An 18,562-nucleotide genomic window follows, 5' to 3' on the forward strand; every position below is an offset into this window, starting at 1 on the left:
AAAAGTACAATCATTTTTCTAAAAAAATTTAGACGTTTGCAATATTTGAAATAAATTTCTAAAACAAAATATGCTATAATATTGATTTATAAGCTTTCTTACAACAAAATTTTCAAAATAATCCCTTAATAATTTTATACATTAACGGGTTAAAGTTATAAAGGAATAATAAAAAAGGTGATAAACGGATAATGAAAAAGATCGTATTTTCTGTAATTTGTACCCAAATTCTGATAGCTGCCATCTCGTTATTCAAATACAGCGAATTGGGACTGTTGAATTATATCAATATCTCCTTTTACGCTGCTAGTGTTTTACTTCTGGCATCATTGGTAATTCACACCATAAACAGCGGCTTTTTTGATGTCATGTCTAAATCCTTCCGAAAAATGTTTTACATGGAGAGAAGAGACGGAACTGATTCCCCGGAGGAAATTGTTCCATTATCGGAACTCATTTCCTTCAATTACTACCCGATCGCAGTAACAGGCTTTATCAATCTTGTACTGATGCTTATTTCATTGTTATTTTATTACGGCTAAAAAGAGGTACCGCCTCTTGATTCCGGTTTCAGAAATGATTATAATTTCTTTTATAAGATGTATTTAATAAAGGCTTTGATAAAGAGTAGTACATTCGCTGAAGGTTTTTTAGAGAGTTTGTGGCTGGTGGAAACAGACAACCGGGTGAATGGAATGGACTTTTGAGCCTCTGCTGTGAACCTTCTGGCATGTAGCGGCAGACGTATCCTGCGTTAAAGGGTCATGTTTAACATGAAAAGAGACTCATTTGTTGAGTAATTAGGGTGGCACCGCGGACCATTCGTCCCTATCATTAGGGGGATGAATGGTCTTTTTTATATGTTTTTTTCTATAGGGAGGTCTTTTAATGAAAACAATTTTTTCTGGTATTCAGCCAAGCGGGACGATTACCCTTGGCAACTATATTGGTGCAATGAAGCAATTTGTCGAGCTGCAGGATGAATACAGCTGCTATTTTTGCATTGTTGACCAGCATGCAATCACGGTTCCCCAGGATCGCCTGCAGCTCCGCAAAAATATCCGTAGCCTTGCAGCCCTTTACCTCGCGTCAGGCATTGATCCGGAGAAAGCTACACTCTTCATTCAATCCGAGGTTCCCGCTCATGCTCAGGCAGGATGGATGATGCAGTGTGTCGCCTATATTGGCGAGCTGGAAAGGATGACCCAGTTCAAGGATAAATCCGCAGGAAAAGAAGCTGTTTCGGCCGGACTTTTAACCTATCCGCCCCTCATGGCTGCCGATATTCTTTTATATAAGGCCGATCTGGTACCGGTCGGAGAAGATCAAAAACAGCACCTGGAGCTTACAAGGGATCTTGCTGAAAGGTTTAATAAAAAGTACAACGATATCTTCACCATTCCAGAGGTCCGAATTCCAAAGGTTGGAGCAAGGGTCATGTCCCTTCAGGACCCAGCTAAAAAAATGAGCAAGTCAGATCCAAACCAGAAAGCATTCATTTCCATGCTCGATGATCCAAAACAGATTGAAAAGAAAATCAAAAGTGCGGTCACCGACTCGGAAGGGATTGTAAAATACGATAAGGAAAATAAGCCGGGCATTTCGAATCTTCTGTCGATCTACTCCATTCTTACCGAGCGCCCAGTGAGTGAGATTGAAAAGGATTATGAAGGCAAGGGATACGGTGACTTTAAAGCTGATGTCGCACAAGTCGTGGTGAAAGCAATCGAACCGATTCAAAGCAAATATTACAGCCTGATGGAATCCTCTGAACTGGATGACATTCTTGACCACGGAGCTGAGAAGGCCAACAGGGCTGCCAATAAAATGCTGGCCAAAATGGAAAATGCGATGGGCCTCGGAAGGAAGAGAAGATAAAATTAAAAGGAGCCGATAAACGGCTCCTTTTAATTTACCTTTGGCCCATGCTCCATTTCCCATAGCTTTTCAAAGAAGGTTTGGCCCTTTATTAGATTTTCACAAAAAGAATAATGCTTCAATGACCAGCCATATTTCGTTTCTTCATAAAGCTGTTCCCACACCTCTTCAAAAGAAAACTGCTGGATCTCCTCGTATTTTTCCGGTCTCCATTCAGTGAACCAGTACCTGACTTCTGCCACATTCTGAGATGAGTGCAGTTGATCCATCGCCATAAAAAGCAGCTGTTTAAGCTGGCGTTCTTTTCTGGTCAGCCCCCTCATAAGGTCAGGAGCCGGGGACAGGATATGAAAATCTTTTAAAGCAGAATGGTCGTTAAAGTTATATGTAAGTGTTTCCTGGTTTTCAAGCATCTCGTAGACTAGTTGTTCCTGCCTCGGAATCAGCCTGCTTTTTCGAATGGGGATATTGTACCCAATCGTATCCACTGCCAGGATTCCCACTCCATCCGAGACAACAAAACAGTATTCCAATTGCGTCCGTTCATGGTTCTTTCGCAGATATGCTTTTTGATAGATATCATCCAAAAGCTGCTGCGGCAGCTCGGACAGATCATTTTCAATATAATTGAACAGAACAGATTCAATTTTCAATAATGGCACCTGGTCTAAAAGCTCTACTCCATCATCTTTTCTCCACTCATGAAAATGACAAACATTGTATCCGTTCTCTTCCCCTTCAAACCAGTTCACCCATACATCATGAAGATATAACATGATCACTACCCCCGCTTCAAGATACTGTTTGGAATAAGTATGGGCAGACATTAGTAAAATTATTCCTTCGCTGAAATGTTTAGGAAATTTATCCTGCCTTTTACCGGGCATGTCCTTCTGTCTATTCAGATAAGAGTATTTTTAGTATATGTACGGAGTGGTCTATCCTAGAACGATAATAAGCAAAAAAGGGAAATGAACTGTCTCATTATGATTTTATAACGTGGAATTAGAGTAAAAGCGGGATTCAATAGGTTAACTTCTCCTGAACATGAAAGGGAAACTATAAAGCCCAAAAAGCGGACAGTAAAAAATCCGCCTTGATTGGCAGATTTTTCAGCGTCGGGACCTTGGATTCAAAGCGTCCTTCAATCCTTCTCCTACAAAGTTAATCGCCAGTATGGTAAAAGTGATTGCCAATGCCGGCGGAATCCAAATCCACGGCTTGCTCTGGAGCACATCAGGCTCATTCGCCGAACTCAGCATGTTCCCCCAGCTGGGTATTTCTGCAGGTACTCCAAACCCAAGGTAGCTAAGACCGGATTCCACAACTATCATCGTTGCAAAGAGGATTGTGCCCTGGACAATAATGGTGGAAAGAACATTCGGCAATAAATGCTTGACAATGACTTTAAAGGGGGAGCAGCCAATGGAGATGGCAGCCATAATGTATTCATTTTCCTTTTCAGCCAGGATTTTGCTCCGGACAATGCGGGCAACTGAACCCCAGGACAGAAAGCTGATTACGAGGATAAGAACCAGCAGCCCGTTAAGCTTCCCAAAAAATACAGCGTTCAGTACTATCACAAATACTGTAAAGGGAAAGGTCAATACAAAATCAGTAAAACGCATCAGCATGGAATCAATGATTCCTCCAAAATAACCTGCCATTGCCCCTATTACAGTACCCATAAGAATGACGAGTAATGTACAACTGATCCCAACAATCAGCGATATCCTTCCCCCATACAGTAATCGCGTAAAAACATCTCGTCCGCTTTTGTCTGTACCCAGCCAATGTTCCCCGGAAGGAGCAAGGGACATTTCCCCGATGTTAATCCTGGCAATATCCTGGGTGGTTAGATAAGGGGCCAAAAATGAAAGGATGGCAACAATGATTAAAAATAACAGGCTTGCCATCGCAAGTTTGTTCCTGAGGAATTTTCTACGTGCTAAGGCCCATGGCGAGGTACTTTTAACAGGTTTTAGTTTTAACTGTGATTCTTTTACCGTGGTAACTTGCATGATCAGCCCCCCTAATCAAGCCTGATCCTTGGATCGACAATTCCATAAAGGATATCGGCAATTAAATTACCAAAAAGCGTTAGGAATGATAGCAGCATGGTAATGGCCATTAAGACGGGATAATCCCTTTGGGTAACTGAGCTGAGGAACAGCTGCCCGATCCCTGGATAAGTAAAAATGGTTTCCGTTATGATTGCACCGCTTACCAGTAAGCCTATATCAATGCCCAAAAACGTGACAACTGGGATAATCGAATTCCTCATGATGTGCGAACGGTAAATTTTGTGTTCTGGTGTCCCCTTTGCTCTCGCTGTCCTTACATAGTCCTTCCTGGTATTCTCAATAATGTCATTTCGCAGGAATTGAGTATAGCTCGCGGTACTTAGTGCGCCAAGAACAATGGCTGGAAGCAGGACGTGATGGAACCTGCTTATCCAATAAGAAAGTGTCCCCTGTTCAAGTGATATATCAACTGAACCGTTTGATGGAAACCACCCCAGGTTAAAGGCAAAGATATAAATGGCAAAAACCCCGGCAATAAAGGAAGGCAATGCAAGTCCAATATAGTTGAATGCAGAGATAAAGTTATCACCTAATGTATATGGTTTCCTCCCGGCATAGGAGCCCATGAGAAAAGCAAATACATAGGTAATGAGCAATGACATTAAACCGAGGAAAATGGTATTCGGCATCCTTTCAGCAATAATTTCGCTTGCAGGAATTTTGTATCTGGTGGATTTACCAAAGTCCCCTTGCATGAAATTTGATATCCAGCGAAGATATTGTTCATGAACCGGATCATTGTAGCCAAGCTTATCCCGCATTTCCGCTATATACTGCGGGTCAGTATTGGCCGGGTCTATTTCCCCACTGAGGGAATCCCCTGGCATAAGCTTTGCCAGGGAAAACACTACAATGGAGATAAGGAAAAGCATAGGAATCATACCCAGAATCCGGCGAATCGTGTATTTCAGCATATGCATTCTCCTTATCGACTGATGTTATTGCTTCACCCACCATTCATGAGCTGAGTTGGGACCTGAAACATCAAATATCACGCCCTCGACACGCTCATTGACTGCCATTACTTCATCGAGCTCAAGGATAGGAAGTGCTGGGACCTCTTCGTTGAAAATCTTTTGCCAGTCAGCATAAAGCTGCTTGCGCTTCTCCGTGTCTGTTCCCACCACACTAATATCTACAGCATCTTCCAAAAGTTTCTGCGCTTCTTCATTTACCCAGCGAGGATAGTTCCATACCGTATCATCGCCCCAAAGCGGGAGTGGGTCAGGGTCAGTACCAGTTCCCCATCCGCCAAAGAATACTTCAAGGGATGGATCATCCTTTTCAAGCTGATCATAGTATAGGTTTACATCTACCATCTGCAGTTTCGTCTTTAATCCGATTTCCTCCCAGTACTGGGTCAATGCTTTTGCGCGAGCTTCAAATGTAGGATTCCCCGTTGCGTAATGGGAGAATTTAACAACGAACTCTTTGCCGTTTGGATCCTCGCGAAAACCATCAGCATCTGTATCCTTATAGCCCGCCTCATCCAGCAACGCTTTCGCTTTTTCCACATCAAATTCATACTGGACTGGCATATCCCCATTATCTGCCGCAATCCAGTGGGCTGTAGGAAGAGGCCGGTTCACCGGCTTCCCAAGTCCGCTAAAGAAAGCAGCGACCCATTCCTCACGGTTAATGGCATACAGCATAGCCTGGCGAAGCTTGATGTTTTGATATTTTTTGATATTCATATTTACCTTTTTACCGTCATAGGTACCAAGCTTAAATCCAACATAGTAGTACGACAACCCCGGGTACCGGATGACCTCTACATTATTCAGGGCTTCCACTTCCGGAAGAACGGTGGGATGGAATGGAGTCATATCGACCGTTCCATTTTTCAATTCACCTGTCGTCAATGAACTGTCAATGACTTTGACAATGATTTTTTCGAGATGAGGCTTTCCTTTCCAGTATTCTTCATTGCGTACCAGCTCAACTGATTCACCAGGGATAACCTTAGACACTTTAAAAGGACCCGTCCCTACAGGCTTGGACCGGACCTGCTCGGAAGCTGCCATGTCCTTGGGGGCTACGCTTTCAAATTCTTTTCGTGAAAGAGGATAGGCCCATACATTTTCAAGATTGTTGACCCTTGCCTTATCAAATTTGATTTTTATAGTGTAGTCATCGACTGCTTCCAGTCCGGAAATCGCATCTGCTTTACCTTCGTTAAACTCTTTCGCTCCCTCAATGGTATTCACGTTAGACCAGCGCTGATGCTCACCGCCAATTGATGCAATGGTTTCCAGGGCAAAAACCCAGTCATGAACTGTCAATTCCTCCCCGTTATGCCACTTGACTCCTTTTTTAAACGTAAAAGTATAGTTTTGATTGTCCTCGGTTTCCCAGCTGGCTATATTGGGAACCGCCTTTAAGTTTTCATCATAATCAATTAACGGATCATCAAATAACTGGATGATATCATCATCCCCATCGGTATCATAAAAGTTCCAGTTCAATAAGCCTTTAAACTCTGTATCCAAGGCATAAGTCATTGTACCGCCATCCTGCGGCTTCGAGTCATTGGCAGCATTGTCTTTTTTATCATCTGTATTTGACTTTTCCCCGCCACTGCAGGCTGCGAGAAAAGCAGACATTGACATTACAAGCACGGCGAACCAAAGTAAAGGTTTCTTCATGATCTTCCCCCCTGATTAGCATCATTAACCCTCAAGTCAGATTTGCTCAATATAGATGGCAGGCAACTTTATGTCCTGGCTTCACCTCCTTTAATGCAGGTTTTAGTTGGGAACACTCAGGTCTGGCTTCTGGACAGCGGGGATGGAATGGACAGCCGGCAGGCGGGTTGAAGGGGCTTGGCACATCACCCTTTAGAATGATTCTTTCCTTTTTCCATCGCGGATCAGGAATGGGGATAGCGGAAATCAGTGCTTTCGTATAAGGATGGAGCGGCTGGCTGTAGAGGTTGTTCCTATCTGCTATTTCAGCCATACTGCCTAGGTACATGACACCGATCCGGTCACTCATGTGCTTGACAACACTTAAATCATGCGCAATAAACAAAAATGTCAGGTTAAATTCTTTTTGGAGTTCTTTTAGGAGGTTCAGTACTTGAGATTGTACGGAAACATCGAGGGCTGAGACTGGTTCATCTGCGATAATCAGTTTAGGCTTAAGGGCCAAAGCCCGGGCAATTCCAATTCTTTGCCTTTGGCCGCCGGAGAATTCATGAGCATACTTAAAATAGGCATCATCCGGAAGTCCTACTTTATTTAATAGGTCAAGCACTTCATTCTTTATCGAGGGTCCGGATGCCTTGCGGTAGTTTTTGATGGGTTCTCCAATGATGCTGCCAACCATTTGCATGGGATTCAATGAAGCGTAAGGGTCCTGGAAAATCATCTGGATATCCTGCCTGACTGCCTGCAATGACTTCCCATTTAGCTTTGTAATATCTCTGCCTTCAAACAGAACTTGCCCATCCGTCGCATTCATCAAGCGGATAATGCTCCTTCCAGCTGTCGATTTACCACACCCCGATTCCCCCACAAGACCAAGGGTCTCTCCTTTTTCAATCTCAAAGGACAAATCGTCAACTGCCTTGACATTCCCTATCGTCCTTCGAAAAAAACCGCCTTTGACAGGATAATACGTTTTAAGATGCTTTACTTGGAGCAAAGGGTACTGGGGTACTGTGCCAGTATTGAGCATCATGGTTTAACCCCTTTCCTCGGCATACTGGTTTCGTAAAGAATACATGATACCGAATGCCCCTCTTCCACTTCCTCCAATAGAGGTGTAACTGCAGAACATTCAGGTTTCACTTTCGGACAGCGCAGGGCAAATCGGCAGCCAGTTTCAGGCATATTCTTTAACGATGGGACCATTCCCTCTATGGAACTCAGCATCCCGGCTTCCTCGTCCATTTTAGGAATAGCCCCCAATAACAATTCAGTATAGGGATGCATTGGTTTATAGAAGAGCGATTCTGCGTCACTGCGTTCAATTATTCTGCCGGCATACATGACCAAGACTTCATCACACATTTCAGCTATAACACCCAGATCGTGAGTAATAAGAATAATAGACATATCATTTACTTCCTGGATGGTTTTCAGGAGCTCCAGGATTTGTGCCTGCACGGTTACATCAAGTGCGGTTGTTGGCTCATCGGCTATTAACAGCTTCGGCTGGCACGCAATCGCCATTGCAATCATCACCCGCTGCCTCATTCCTCCGGACAGCTGATGGGGATACTCGTCAACAAGCTTCTCCGGCCTTGATATCCCGACACTTTTTAACAGTGCAATGCTTTTTTGACGAGCGTCGCCTTTCGAAATTTTCATATGGTTAAAAAGTACTTCCTGCAGCTGATAGCCAATTGTAAACACTGGATTCAACGAAGTCATTGGTTCCTGAAAAATCATTGAAATATCCCGGCCGCGTATTCGATTCATCTCTGTGTCGGATAATTGATTCAGCTGGACACCTTCGAAAGTGATTTCTCCCGAACGAATTTCCCCATTCCCTTTTGGGAGGAGCTGCATGATGGAAAGGCTCAAAACAGACTTGCCGCAGCCTGATTCTCCCACTACCCCCACAATCTGTCCTGGTTTGATGCTGAAAGACACTTTGTCAACTGCGTTATAGTACGCTCCATCAATAGAGAAGGCTGTTTCCAAGTTTTTCACTTCAAGCAATGAAGCTTCCTTATGAACTAAATTGCTCATCCACACACCTTCCTTGTATTAATTTTAAAAATTCTGTAAATTCTAATAAAATACTATTATATTTTTAATGTAAATGCAATACTAAATTGACCATTCATGTTGCCTGCCTTCTCACCTGACCTGCCTAAACCTTAAATTCTGATGTTTATGAGCACCTCCCCGTTTAAAATACGATGTACTCCCTAATGCTCTCGGCTGGAATGCTAAAGGATGCCTTATCAGTAAAATTTCTTTGCTCCTTGTACTGCCTTACCATCTCGAAACCGGCAGCATAACCTAGCAGTTTTGGATAATTGCCCAAGCCAAATAAAAGCTGGTCATGCAGCTTTTCCGTTTTCTTTATTCCTAAATGAGGCGATAGATGCCTTTCCCAGTAGCGCTTCAGTTCATCTTTAGAATATTTCGAGCACCATTTCCCTATATAGCGGGCTCCACACATTGCTTCTACCATATGTTCCGCCAAACCTTCAAGGACCATGGAATCGAGCAGCGTATACTCCGTTAGCTGTTTTCCCTGGGAATTGATCCTGCAGACATGATGGTACTCATGAACAAATAGAGCCTCGATTTCATTTTCATCAGTTAAAGGAGTCAGGAATAAAAATAATCCATCCTTAAAAGAAACCCCGGATTTTCCTTTTCCATCATGCATCAGGCTAAAATTAGCTTTATCCATAGGAAATATATAGACAGGAATATCAGGCCCCTTCCACTTTTGTCTATATTTAATAAACAGCTTTTCTGTCTTTTCCCAGACTTTTGCGTCAACTAATTCTTTTAAGGTCATCCAGCTTTGCCTGTTCGGCTTGTACATTCCAAAGTTCAGCAAATATCGATAAAGTCGCATAGGATTTTCTTCGTTAAATTTGTCTGCGAACTTCTTACAAAGGAGAACAGGCTCTTTAAAACCCTTTTCCAGCCATCGATCTGTCCTGATTACCCCAATTCTTCCACTCCCTTATAAATGGTTTCGGAAGTAACTATATGCATAAAGCCAAAAAAAAGAACGGGCTTAGCCCATTCTCTTCTCTTATGCTTCATATTTTCTGAATGCAATTGTAGCATTATGCCCGCCAAATCCGAGGGAGTTACTGATGGCAGCCTGGATTTCCCGGTGCCGTGCTTCATTTGGAATATAATCAAGGTCGCATTCAGGATCCGGGGTTTCATAATTGATTGTTGGAGGCAAAATTCCATGTTTCAGGGAAAGGACAGTGAAAATCGCTTCTATTCCGCCTGCCGCTCCAAGTAAATGGCCTGTCATCGATTTCGTCGAGGAGACTGCGACTTTGTAAGCCTGGTCTCCAAACACTTTTTTAATGGCCATGGTTTCAAACTTATCATTGTAATCCGTGCTTGTACCGTGAGCATTGATATATCCAATATCCTCCGGTTTAAGGCCGCCGTCCTCAAGTGCCATGGACATTGCTCTGGCCCCGCCTTCGCCTTCAGGTGCAGGGGCTGTAATGTGATAGGCATCCCCTGTCGCTCCATAGCCGACAATTTCTGCATAGATCTTTGCTCCCCTTGCAAGGGCATGCTCTAATTCTTCAAGGACAACAATTCCGGCACCTTCACCCATTACAAATCCGTCGCGATTCTTGTCAAACGGCCTGCTGGCTGTCTTGGGATCTGGATTAGTTGACAGGGCAGTGTTGGCACAAAAGCCTGCGAACGCCATTCTTGTAATCGGTGCTTCCGCTCCGCCGCTGATCATGACGTCTGCGTCACCGCGCTGAATCACTTTAAAAGCATCTCCTATGGAGTTGGTTCCAGTGGCACACGCTGTAACCGTGCAAGAATTAAATCCACGTGCTCCGAGAATAATGGAAACCTGGCCTGTAGCCATATCAGGAATCATCATTGGAACGAAGAAAGGACTTACTCTCCGGTACCCTCTGTTCAGGAAGGTTTCGTGCTGTTTCTCGAACGTCTCCATGCCGCCTATCCCTGAACCAATCCATACACCTACACGGGGAGCATTGTCATCGTTAATTTCAATGTCAGCATCCTTGACCGCCATCAATGAAGCCGCTACTGCATAGTGTGTAAAGCGGTCCATCTTTCTGGCTTCTTTTTTATCTATGAAGGTCTCAATATCGAAATCCTTCAGTTCCGCTGCAACCTTGGCAGGATAATCCTCTGCATTCACACGAGTAACCGGGCCAATGCCGGATACACCCTTAACCGCATTATTCCAGCTGGTTTCCGCGTCATTTCCCAGGGGACTTACTGCCCCTATCCCTGTAACTACAACTCTTCGCTTTCCCATTTCCTTCGCACTCCTTTTAGAGGATATGTTTAACGGCCCCAGCGCATCGCAATGGCGCCCCATGTCAGGCCGCCGCCGAAACCGACCATGACAATTAGATCTCCGTCCTTAATTTTCCCTGCCTCAACTTCTTCAACAATCGAAATTGGAATAGAAGCCGCAGAGGTGTTTCCATATTTATGAACAGTCTTTGACATTTTTTCAACTGGAAGCTCAAGCCTTTGCCTTGCAGCTTCCATGATTCGAATATTGGCTTGATGAGGAATAAGAAAATCAACATCTTCTTTCGATAAGCCTGCTTTTTCAAGAACATTGACGCTGCTCTCTCCCATTTGTCTTACAGCAAACTTGAATACCTCACGGCCATTCATGACTATATTTTTTTCCTGGTAGAGATATTTGCCCCCTGAACCGTCTGCCCCCAATTCGAAAGATAATACGCCTTTTCCATCGCTGACAGGCCCCATAACAACAGCTCCAGCCCCATCGCCAAACAATACGGCTGTATTTCTGTCTTCCCAGTCGGTTATTTTTGAAAGCTTCTCCACTCCCACAATCAAAACATATTTATAGCTTCCGGTTTCAATAAATTGCTTTGCCGTCACCATCCCGTACATAAAGCCTGCACAAGCCGCACTGACATCCATTGCAGCAGCCTTTCTCGCGCCCAGCTTTTCCTGGATCATGCAAGCCACGCTTGGGAACGGCTGATCTGGTGTGACGGTTGCCACGAGGATCAAATCAATGTCCTCGGGAGCGACCTTGGCATCCTCCATCGCTTTGACGGCTGCTTTGTAGGCTAAATCTGATGTATCCACATCATCTCCAGCTATTCTTCGTTCCTCGATGCCGGTTCTGGTTCGAATCCATTCATCAGATGTATCCATCACTTTTTCCAGATCAAGGTTTGTTACCACCTTTTCTGGAACAAACCGTCCAATCCCTATTATCCCTGCGTTCATGGGAGCCATCTCCTTTTAATTATATAAAGACTCTATAATATAACTTACTTATTAACAATTATTATGACTTGGTACTAATTTTATCAGAAACCCTTCAAACCCCGCAACAGTAAATTCTCCATTTCCGCACTTGTCTATTCAAGGAGTAGCAGTGTGTCATAAACTGCATCAACAGATAAAAAAGGAAAGGTGTGACATTCCATGCAAAGCAAGGATAACAGCAGCCCTATGGATATCGAAAATCAGGAGGAAGGCCATGAACATGCCAGAAGCCATCCCCTCGACCGCCTGATGTTTGGTGACGCCAGACCCCCAAAACGAAGGAAACAGAAAGAGGAAGCGACCATCTTATCTCAGGTGAACCTGGAAAGCCTTATGGAAAATATCGATACATTGATGTATACCGCCCAAGAGCTCAAGCCTATCTATAATAAAATACGCCCTTACATTAACCAGTTTTTCAAGAAGTAAATAAAAGCTGCGGAAACCGCCCGCAGCTTTTAGAAAATTATTCTCCCTGTTTTTGGGCTTCCGCCCTGCCCAATTCATAAGCTTCTTCCATTACTTTTGTAAAGAGGGACATAAAAGGCTGAATGAGTTCAGCTTTTAATTCCACCCCTGCTTCATCAAGCTGCTGCTTTGCTTCTGGCAGATACTTCATCGCTATCTGCATAAACTCCATGGTCTTGTCCGAATTTTGCATGAATGAACGCTCCTTTATCAATCTATTCGTTTGGCAGTTTGCCAGTTTTCTTATAAGTGCTGATATGCTTATTTAGCTCTTCCTTGAATTCATCATCCACATTCGGGCTGTATTTGCCCATCGAAATGACTTCATCCTTAAAATCAAAAGATAAATTCCCTGAGTTTAATTCCCCATCATTGAATTTTTGTGCAGCAAGCACATAGAGCTGGTCAACATGCTGAACCGTACTTGTAAGCACTGTCGACTCGCCTAGATCCGATTGATCGGAAATATACCCAACAACATATAATCCTTTTTCCTTTACTTTTTCAATAACAGGGATATTATACCCATCTCCCGCAGGATAAACCACATCTGCTCCCTGAGTGATTAAGCCATCAAGTATATCCAGCGCCTTTTGGTCATTGTCCCAATGGCCTACATATCGGATATCAACATCTATTTCAATGTCATAAAAGGTTGATCCCTCATAAAAACCTTCAATTTCGGGTTGCCATTCATAGGCTGCGACAACGGCAATGTGTTTAGTTTTAGACATATGAGCTGCCACCATCCCTCCAAAAAAGCCCATCGCATAGGCTTCAAAATTGAGACTGGTTGTATTTATGTTTTTTGCATCCCCATTAAAACTGATAAAGTGAATTTCAGGATACTCTTTGGACAAACCATTAAAATATTGGGCATATTCATTTCCATGCCCAAAAATCAGGTTGACGCCCTTCTGTGAGAATTCCTCAACAGCTTGTTCGACCAGCGGCTCGGAATCCATGCCCTCTTTATAATAAACGTCCACCTCAAAACGGGATTGAATTTTAAGGAGACCGCGATAGCCTTTTGTCCCCCATACCTGATCATTTATTGTTTCAGGCACAAGCATGCCGACTTTCTCAACCTTTCCAGTTGCAAGGGGTTGTCCGCAACCACCCAGCAATAATAGGCTTAGTAAAATAAGCCCCAAACGTTTTAACATCTGCTGCAGCTCCTTTATGCTCTCATGCTGGAATTGCATGACTGCGAGGCCTCTCTATGCTCTGATAGGTTAATTATACAAAAAAAACCTTCATATGGAACCATCGTTTCTTTAAAAAATAGAGGATTCTTGCACTCTTCCCAGATCCGCCGCGACATTCCTCTATAAGGTTTCAAGCCACCTTTCATACCAGTGCCGCTGTTTCTCAATCCCGGCGGTATAATGAGTGAGCTTATCAATATATACAGTCCCCGCTTCACCAAGCTGGCGTTTTCCTGGAATGAGGGGGGATTCAGGAAGATCTTTCAAATTTACAATTGCTCCATCCAGCCTCCCTTTCAGGCAGCCGCTGGGTACTGTATTTTCACTAAACCACTGTATACATTCCTTCCACTGGTTTGATTTGCCGCTTCTAACAAGATGTTTTCCCCGATTCCTGCCTATTAGGTCGAGTACAGTCAGAACGGCATCGTCTATATAAATGGCATCCGTCGTTGATTCTCGCTTGTTTATGACCGGCAGGCTGCCATCCTGTTTTTTTGGGAACAAGATTTGCTGAAACAGGCATTCCTCCGGTTGCCAAGGGCCAAACAAACAAGGCAGAAAAATCTCTTGATACGGAATCCCGCTATCCTTTAAATCCTTACTGAACTGAATATATTTTGGACTGAGTGTTGAATCTTCGCAGTAAACCAATTGCTCTGGCAGCAGGATTGCAACAAAAATTTCTTCAGCGGGGGTTTGATTGAAGAGGAGTTTTGGGGTTTCCTTCAACAGGTTTTCCTCCGTGCCTTTAAGGAAGAAATCATAGAATGGGATAATAATAGTGGCCGGGCCTTCCTGAGCATTTCCTAGGGCTGGCCAATCATTCATGCTGCTGGCTGTGAAATTAGCATTTCTGCCAATCTCCATTTGTTTTTCTTCTGCAAACAAATCCTCTTCTTCAAATTCAAAGGTAATTGCCTTTATTGGAATTCCTTTTTCAAGCAAGTGTTTACAAAGACTGTACCCTAGAAATCCGTAAGCGCCCATTATGATTGCTTCGTTCATTTGCGCACCTCCTGACAGGATTATCATTGTATCCTATGATAAACTCTTGTCATTATTGCCCGTAAGTTCAGAGGACAGCTTCTTGTTTCTTAAAAAACCGTACCGCTTTATCGCCCATCTGCGGTTTTTTCTCTGGCACCATATATAAAAGCGAAACGGGGAGCCCCTCCTCCTTCCACTTTAGACAGTACTGATTGATTAGTGCAGACTGCCTGTACGCCCTGCTTCCGGCAAGAACGTGAATAATTTCAACAGGGATTCCGTTATCTAATTCAGGGATTTCATAACCATTGTTATGCTCAACCAAGGCTTCAATATCTTCAGGATGCATGTTAAAAGAAAAGGACATTTCCTTAAGCAGCTTCTTGTAAAAGAATTTATGTTCTCTTTCCTGCTGAAGATGAGATTTAAGCGAAAGAATTGGATTAATCAGCAGCAATGACCTGATTTTCGTGTCTGTCCGGATTAGCTTTAATGCTACCAGCGCCCCCATTCCTTCAGCCAGCACATGAATCTTTTCATTCAGGATTTCGTTTCTTTTAATATAGGCACATAGGCTTTGTGCCAGCTCCACAGCTTTTTGGCTTCCCCAATGCAACCCGTATAAATTGGAGTAAAAGATCGTATAGCCGGCCTTTTTTAGATCATTTAAAAGAGCACGTTTCCCTTCATTTTGTGTCCAAAAACTGGTTTCCTTGTCAACAAAATGCCTTTCATCCCCTAGAATTAAGATACCGAAACCATTTGGCCTGTCGGGATAGTGTATCATATTCCATTGGGTATCCAATCTAAAGTTCCGGTTCTCCATTATTACATCTCCTTTTACAGTTTGTTCATATTAATGTATGAGGTTTCACATAAAATGAATGGGAGTTTGCCTAACGCAAAGGAGGTTATCACGAAAGATTGGATACACTGAATAAAAACCACTGCCTTTGTATATTATCTTACTATTTTGTTCCCGCTTACATTCTAGTTTAATTTGATATAAGACGGCTGTCGCTATTTTTTTAATTTTATTTATTATTTTATTTTCTTATGATAAGATTAAATCGGAATCTATATAGGTTGAGGTGAAGATTATGAAATATTTCTGGACTTTCTTCTGGACATTCCTTCTTGTTCAAATGCTTACATATGTAGCCGGTTCCATGATGGGAGTAGCGTACGATTTCCAAACAGGAGCGATTCTTGCAGTAGGTGCAACCATCTTTATTTTCATTTTACCGCTGTTGCTTCCTAACGAGCCCGCAGATTCTCATGGATCCCATTAATTCTTCAGAAAAAGTCATCCTTAACAGAGGATGACTTTTTCTTTGTTTTGGCAGCGTCTATTCTTGGAGGGCTATTTTACCCTTACGGTTATTTCCTTCCCCTCCACCGATATTTCAGCTGTACTTTTTTCACGTATGGTGCCGGCAATAATTTCCCTTGCCAGCTTTGTTTCAACCTGCCTCTGGATGAATCTCTTTAAAGGCCTTGCCCCATAGACAGGATCAAAGCCATTGACAGCAATAAATTCCTTCGCTTCATCGCTGATTGAAATCTGGATTTGCTGAGGTGACAATCTTTTCTGAAGATCTTCTGCCAGCTTGGAAACAATTGCCTTTATTTCCCTTAGGCGCAGCGGCTTAAACAAGATCATTTCATCGACACGATTAAGAAATTCCGGCCGGAAGTGGCTGCGAAGCTGTGACATAGCCATTTCTCTAACCTCTTCAGAAATTCCCTCTTCTTTGGCAGACTGGTCCAGCAAGAAATGAGAACCAATATTAGAGGTCATAATAATGACGGTGTTTTTAAAATCTACGGTTCTTCCCTGAGAATCTGTAATCCTTCCATCATCAAGCATTTGGAGCAGGATATTGAACACTTCCGGATGGGCCTTCTCAATTTCGTCGAGAAGAATGACAGAATAAGGCTTCCTCCTTACAGCTTCTGTCAGCTGGCCGCCTTCTTCATATCCAACATACCCTGGCGGAGCGCCAATCAATCTGGATACAGCATGTTTTTCCATGTATTCTGACATGTCCATTCGAATCATCTGTTCTTCACTATCGAACAATGCCTCGGCTAGTGTCTTGGCCAGCTCTGTTTTCCCAACCCCTGTCGGTCCCAGAAAAATGAAAGATCCTATAGGCCTGTTCGGATCCTTGATCCCGGCCCTTGCGCGAAGGACAGCATCCGACACAAGTGATACCGCTTCTTCTTGTCCTATTACACGGTCATGCAGGATGCTTTCAAGCCGGAGCAGCTTTTCCCTCTCTCCCTCAACAAGCCTTGTTACCGGAACACCTGTCCACCTGGCAACAATGGAAGCAATTTCTTCTTCCGTTACTTCTTCGCGAAGCAGGCGCCCTTCCTTTTCTCCCCCAATTTCAGACTCAAGCTCTTTTAATTCTTTTTCTAGAGCGGGTATCCTGCCGTGCCTTAGCTCGGCCGCTTTATTCAGATCATATTCATTTTCAGCCTTTTCCAGCTGATGCCTAAGGGCCTCCAGAGTCTCCCTTTTTTCCTGGACACTTTGGATTCCTTCCTTTTCTTTTTGCCATTTCCCTTTCATCGTCCCCGCGATATCCCGCAAATCAGCCAGCTCTTTCTGCAATGCCTGAAGCCTGTCCTCACTCGCCTCGTCCTTTTCTTTCTGAAGGGCCGCTTCTTCTATTTCAAGCTGCATAATCCTTCGGGTGACCTCATCCAGCTCTGTTGGCATCGAGTCGATTTCTGTACGGATCATGGCACAGGCTTCATCCACCAAATCAATGGCTTTATCCGGAAGGAAACGGTCTGTAATATACCGATCGGACAAAGTAGCCGCGGCAACAATGGCCCTGTCATGGATGTTAACACCATGGTGGATTTCAAATCTTTCTTTTAATCCTCTTAGTATTGATATTGTGTCTTCAACATTAGGTTCCTGGACTAATACCTGCTGGAACCTTCGCTCAAGAGCTGGATCCTTTTCAATATATTTCCTGTGCTCATCCAGCGTCGTGGCACCAATGCAATGCAGTTCTCCCCTTGCCAGCATGGGTTTCAGCATATTGCCTGCATCCATAGCCCCTTCCGTTTTGCCCGCGCCAACAATCGTATGGAGCTCATCAATAAATAGCAGGATTTTTCCTTCACTCTTTTTCACTTCGTTCAAGACTGCTTTCAGCCTCTCCTCAAATTCTCCCCGAAACTTTGCACCTGCTATGAGTGAACTCATATCAAGGGCAAAAATGGTCTTATCCTTCAGGCCTTCCGGAACATCTTTACGGATAATTCTCTGGGCCAGCCCTTCAACAATAGCTGTTTTCCCAACCCCTGGTTCACCTATTAGAACGGGATTATTCTTGGTCTTCCTCGAAAGAATCCTGATTACATTGCGAATTTCACCGTCACGCCCAATTACAGGATCCATCCTGTTTTTCCTTGCTTCTTCAACAAGGTCTCTTCCATATTTCTTTAATGCATCGTAGCCTGCTTCAGGATTTTGAGAAGTCACCCTTGTATTCCCCCTTATCTCTTTTATAGCACTCATCAGCTTTTCCCTGCTGAGCCTCTTTTGTTCCAGCAGCTCCCCAACTTCTGTTTTAGCCTTCTGCATGGCAAGGAGGAGATGTTCTGCCGATAAATATTCATCATGAAAATGCTTCATTTCTTCCCCGGCTGCTAACATGAGTCTTTGCAGAGAAGCAGTGATATATAATTTACCTGCTTCTCCGCCGGTAATTGTAACTTCTGGTTTCTTGTTAAGCAGCTCCTGCAATGCTTGAATGTAATCCTGTGTTCTTTCACCTGCACGTTCCAGGATTGTTGCTGCCAGGCTCTCGTCCAGCTCAAGCATGGCGAGAAGGAGATGTGCTTCATCTACTTCCTGGTGACTCCTTTTGGCAGCCAGAGCCTGAGCTTCGGTAAAAGCCTGCTGTGTCCGTTCAGTCATCATATTGAAATCCAT

18 protein-coding genes and 1 other annotated feature are annotated in these 18,562 nt (G+C 43.6%); of the genes, 4 read left to right on the forward strand and 14 right to left on the reverse strand.

Going from position 1 to position 18,562, the window contains the following annotated elements:
* Positions 1 to 191 precede the first annotated feature (191 nt).
* Positions 192 to 542: a DUF3899 domain-containing protein gene (locus tag EV146_RS00960; RefSeq protein ID WP_132000879.1), complete on the forward strand. Its 351-nt coding sequence runs from the start codon at positions 192 to 194 to the stop codon at positions 540 to 542.
* 66 nt (positions 543 to 608) lie between these two features.
* Positions 609 to 833: a binding site (T-box leader), on the forward strand.
* Between the two features lie 55 nt (positions 834 to 888).
* Entirely contained in the window at positions 889 to 1,878 is a 990-nt protein-coding gene (trpS, locus tag EV146_RS00965; protein WP_121609587.1) for a tryptophan--tRNA ligase, read from the forward strand.
* A gap of 29 nt (positions 1,879 to 1,907) precedes the next feature.
* On the opposite strand, the gene EV146_RS00970 is transcribed toward trpS, so the two are convergent.
* From EV146_RS00970 to EV146_RS01010, 9 genes are all read right to left on the reverse strand, one after another.
* Entirely contained in the window at positions 1,908 to 2,654 is a 747-nt protein-coding gene (locus EV146_RS00970; RefSeq protein WP_132000881.1) for a YjbA family protein, read from the reverse strand.
* Between the two features lie 336 nt (positions 2,655 to 2,990).
* Positions 2,991 to 3,899, reverse strand: a complete 909-nt coding sequence (opp4C, locus tag EV146_RS00975) for an oligopeptide ABC transporter permease (protein WP_132000883.1) — start codon at positions 3,897 to 3,899, stop codon at positions 2,991 to 2,993.
* An 11-nt stretch (positions 3,900 to 3,910) separates the two neighbouring features.
* Entirely contained in the window at positions 3,911 to 4,876 is a 966-nt protein-coding gene (opp4B, locus tag EV146_RS00980) for an oligopeptide ABC transporter permease (RefSeq protein ID WP_132000885.1), read from the reverse strand.
* A gap of 24 nt (positions 4,877 to 4,900) precedes the next feature.
* Positions 4,901 to 6,607: an oligopeptide ABC transporter substrate-binding protein gene (gene opp4A / locus EV146_RS00985; RefSeq protein ID WP_219916340.1), complete on the reverse strand. Its 1,707-nt coding sequence runs from the start codon at positions 6,605 to 6,607 to the stop codon at positions 4,901 to 4,903.
* 46 nt (positions 6,608 to 6,653) lie between these two features.
* On the reverse strand, positions 6,654 to 7,643 hold the full coding sequence (locus EV146_RS00990; protein WP_277873198.1) for an ABC transporter ATP-binding protein: 990 nt from the start codon (positions 7,641 to 7,643) through the stop codon (positions 6,654 to 6,656).
* Positions 7,640 to 8,659 (reverse strand): ABC transporter ATP-binding protein, encoded by a 1,020-nt coding sequence (locus tag EV146_RS00995; RefSeq protein WP_132000889.1) that lies wholly within the window; start codon positions 8,657 to 8,659, stop codon positions 7,640 to 7,642. Before EV146_RS00995 ends, EV146_RS00990 begins: the two co-directional genes overlap by 4 nt.
* A 163-nt stretch (positions 8,660 to 8,822) precedes the next feature.
* Complete coding sequence (locus EV146_RS01000; protein WP_241993771.1) at positions 8,823 to 9,506, reverse strand: DUF2268 domain-containing putative Zn-dependent protease; 684 nt, start codon at positions 9,504 to 9,506, stop codon at positions 8,823 to 8,825.
* A gap of 183 nt (positions 9,507 to 9,689) precedes the next feature.
* Positions 9,690 to 10,931, reverse strand: a complete 1,242-nt coding sequence (gene fabF / locus EV146_RS01005; protein ID WP_132000891.1) for a beta-ketoacyl-ACP synthase II — start codon at positions 10,929 to 10,931, stop codon at positions 9,690 to 9,692.
* 29 nt (positions 10,932 to 10,960) lie between these two features.
* Entirely contained in the window at positions 10,961 to 11,893 is a 933-nt protein-coding gene (locus EV146_RS01010; protein WP_132000893.1) for a beta-ketoacyl-ACP synthase III, read from the reverse strand.
* Positions 11,894 to 12,094: 201 nt separating this feature from the next.
* Between EV146_RS01010 and EV146_RS01015 the strand changes: the two genes are divergently transcribed.
* Positions 12,095 to 12,364: a hypothetical protein gene (locus tag EV146_RS01015; protein ID WP_132000895.1), complete on the forward strand. Its 270-nt coding sequence runs from the start codon at positions 12,095 to 12,097 to the stop codon at positions 12,362 to 12,364.
* Positions 12,365 to 12,401: 37 nt separating this feature from the next.
* Here the strand turns inward: EV146_RS01015 and EV146_RS01020 are convergent, their stop codons facing one another.
* The 4 genes from EV146_RS01020 to EV146_RS01035 all read right to left on the reverse strand — a co-directional run bounded on the left by EV146_RS01020 (position 12,402) and on the right by EV146_RS01035 (position 15,427).
* The gene (locus EV146_RS01020; RefSeq protein WP_132000897.1) at positions 12,402 to 12,596 is read right to left on the reverse strand and encodes a ComZ family protein; all 195 of its coding nucleotides are present in this window, start codon (positions 12,594 to 12,596) and stop codon (positions 12,402 to 12,404) included.
* Between the two features lie 22 nt (positions 12,597 to 12,618).
* The gene (locus EV146_RS01025; protein ID WP_132000899.1) at positions 12,619 to 13,569 is read right to left on the reverse strand and encodes a BMP family ABC transporter substrate-binding protein; all 951 of its coding nucleotides are present in this window, start codon (positions 13,567 to 13,569) and stop codon (positions 12,619 to 12,621) included.
* Positions 13,570 to 13,731: 162 nt separating this feature from the next.
* The gene (locus tag EV146_RS01030; RefSeq protein WP_132000901.1) at positions 13,732 to 14,619 is read right to left on the reverse strand and encodes a hypothetical protein; all 888 of its coding nucleotides are present in this window, start codon (positions 14,617 to 14,619) and stop codon (positions 13,732 to 13,734) included.
* A gap of 67 nt (positions 14,620 to 14,686) precedes the next feature.
* Complete coding sequence (locus EV146_RS01035; protein ID WP_132000903.1) at positions 14,687 to 15,427, reverse strand: hydrolase; 741 nt, start codon at positions 15,425 to 15,427, stop codon at positions 14,687 to 14,689.
* Between the two features lie 274 nt (positions 15,428 to 15,701).
* Here EV146_RS01035 and EV146_RS01040 point away from each other — a divergent pair, with 274 nt between their 5' ends.
* Positions 15,702 to 15,893, forward strand: a complete 192-nt coding sequence (locus EV146_RS01040) for a YjzD family protein (RefSeq protein ID WP_121609598.1) — start codon at positions 15,702 to 15,704, stop codon at positions 15,891 to 15,893.
* A gap of 71 nt (positions 15,894 to 15,964) precedes the next feature.
* Here EV146_RS01040 and clpB read toward each other — a convergent pair whose 3' ends face one another.
* The gene (clpB, locus tag EV146_RS01045; RefSeq protein ID WP_132000905.1) at positions 15,965 to 18,562 is read right to left on the reverse strand and encodes an ATP-dependent chaperone ClpB; all 2,598 of its coding nucleotides are present in this window, start codon (positions 18,560 to 18,562) and stop codon (positions 15,965 to 15,967) included.

This window comes from Mesobacillus foraminis (genome assembly GCF_004340465.1).
GTDB lineage: Bacteria > Bacillota > Bacilli > Bacillales > Cytobacillaceae > Mesobacillus_B > Mesobacillus_B foraminis.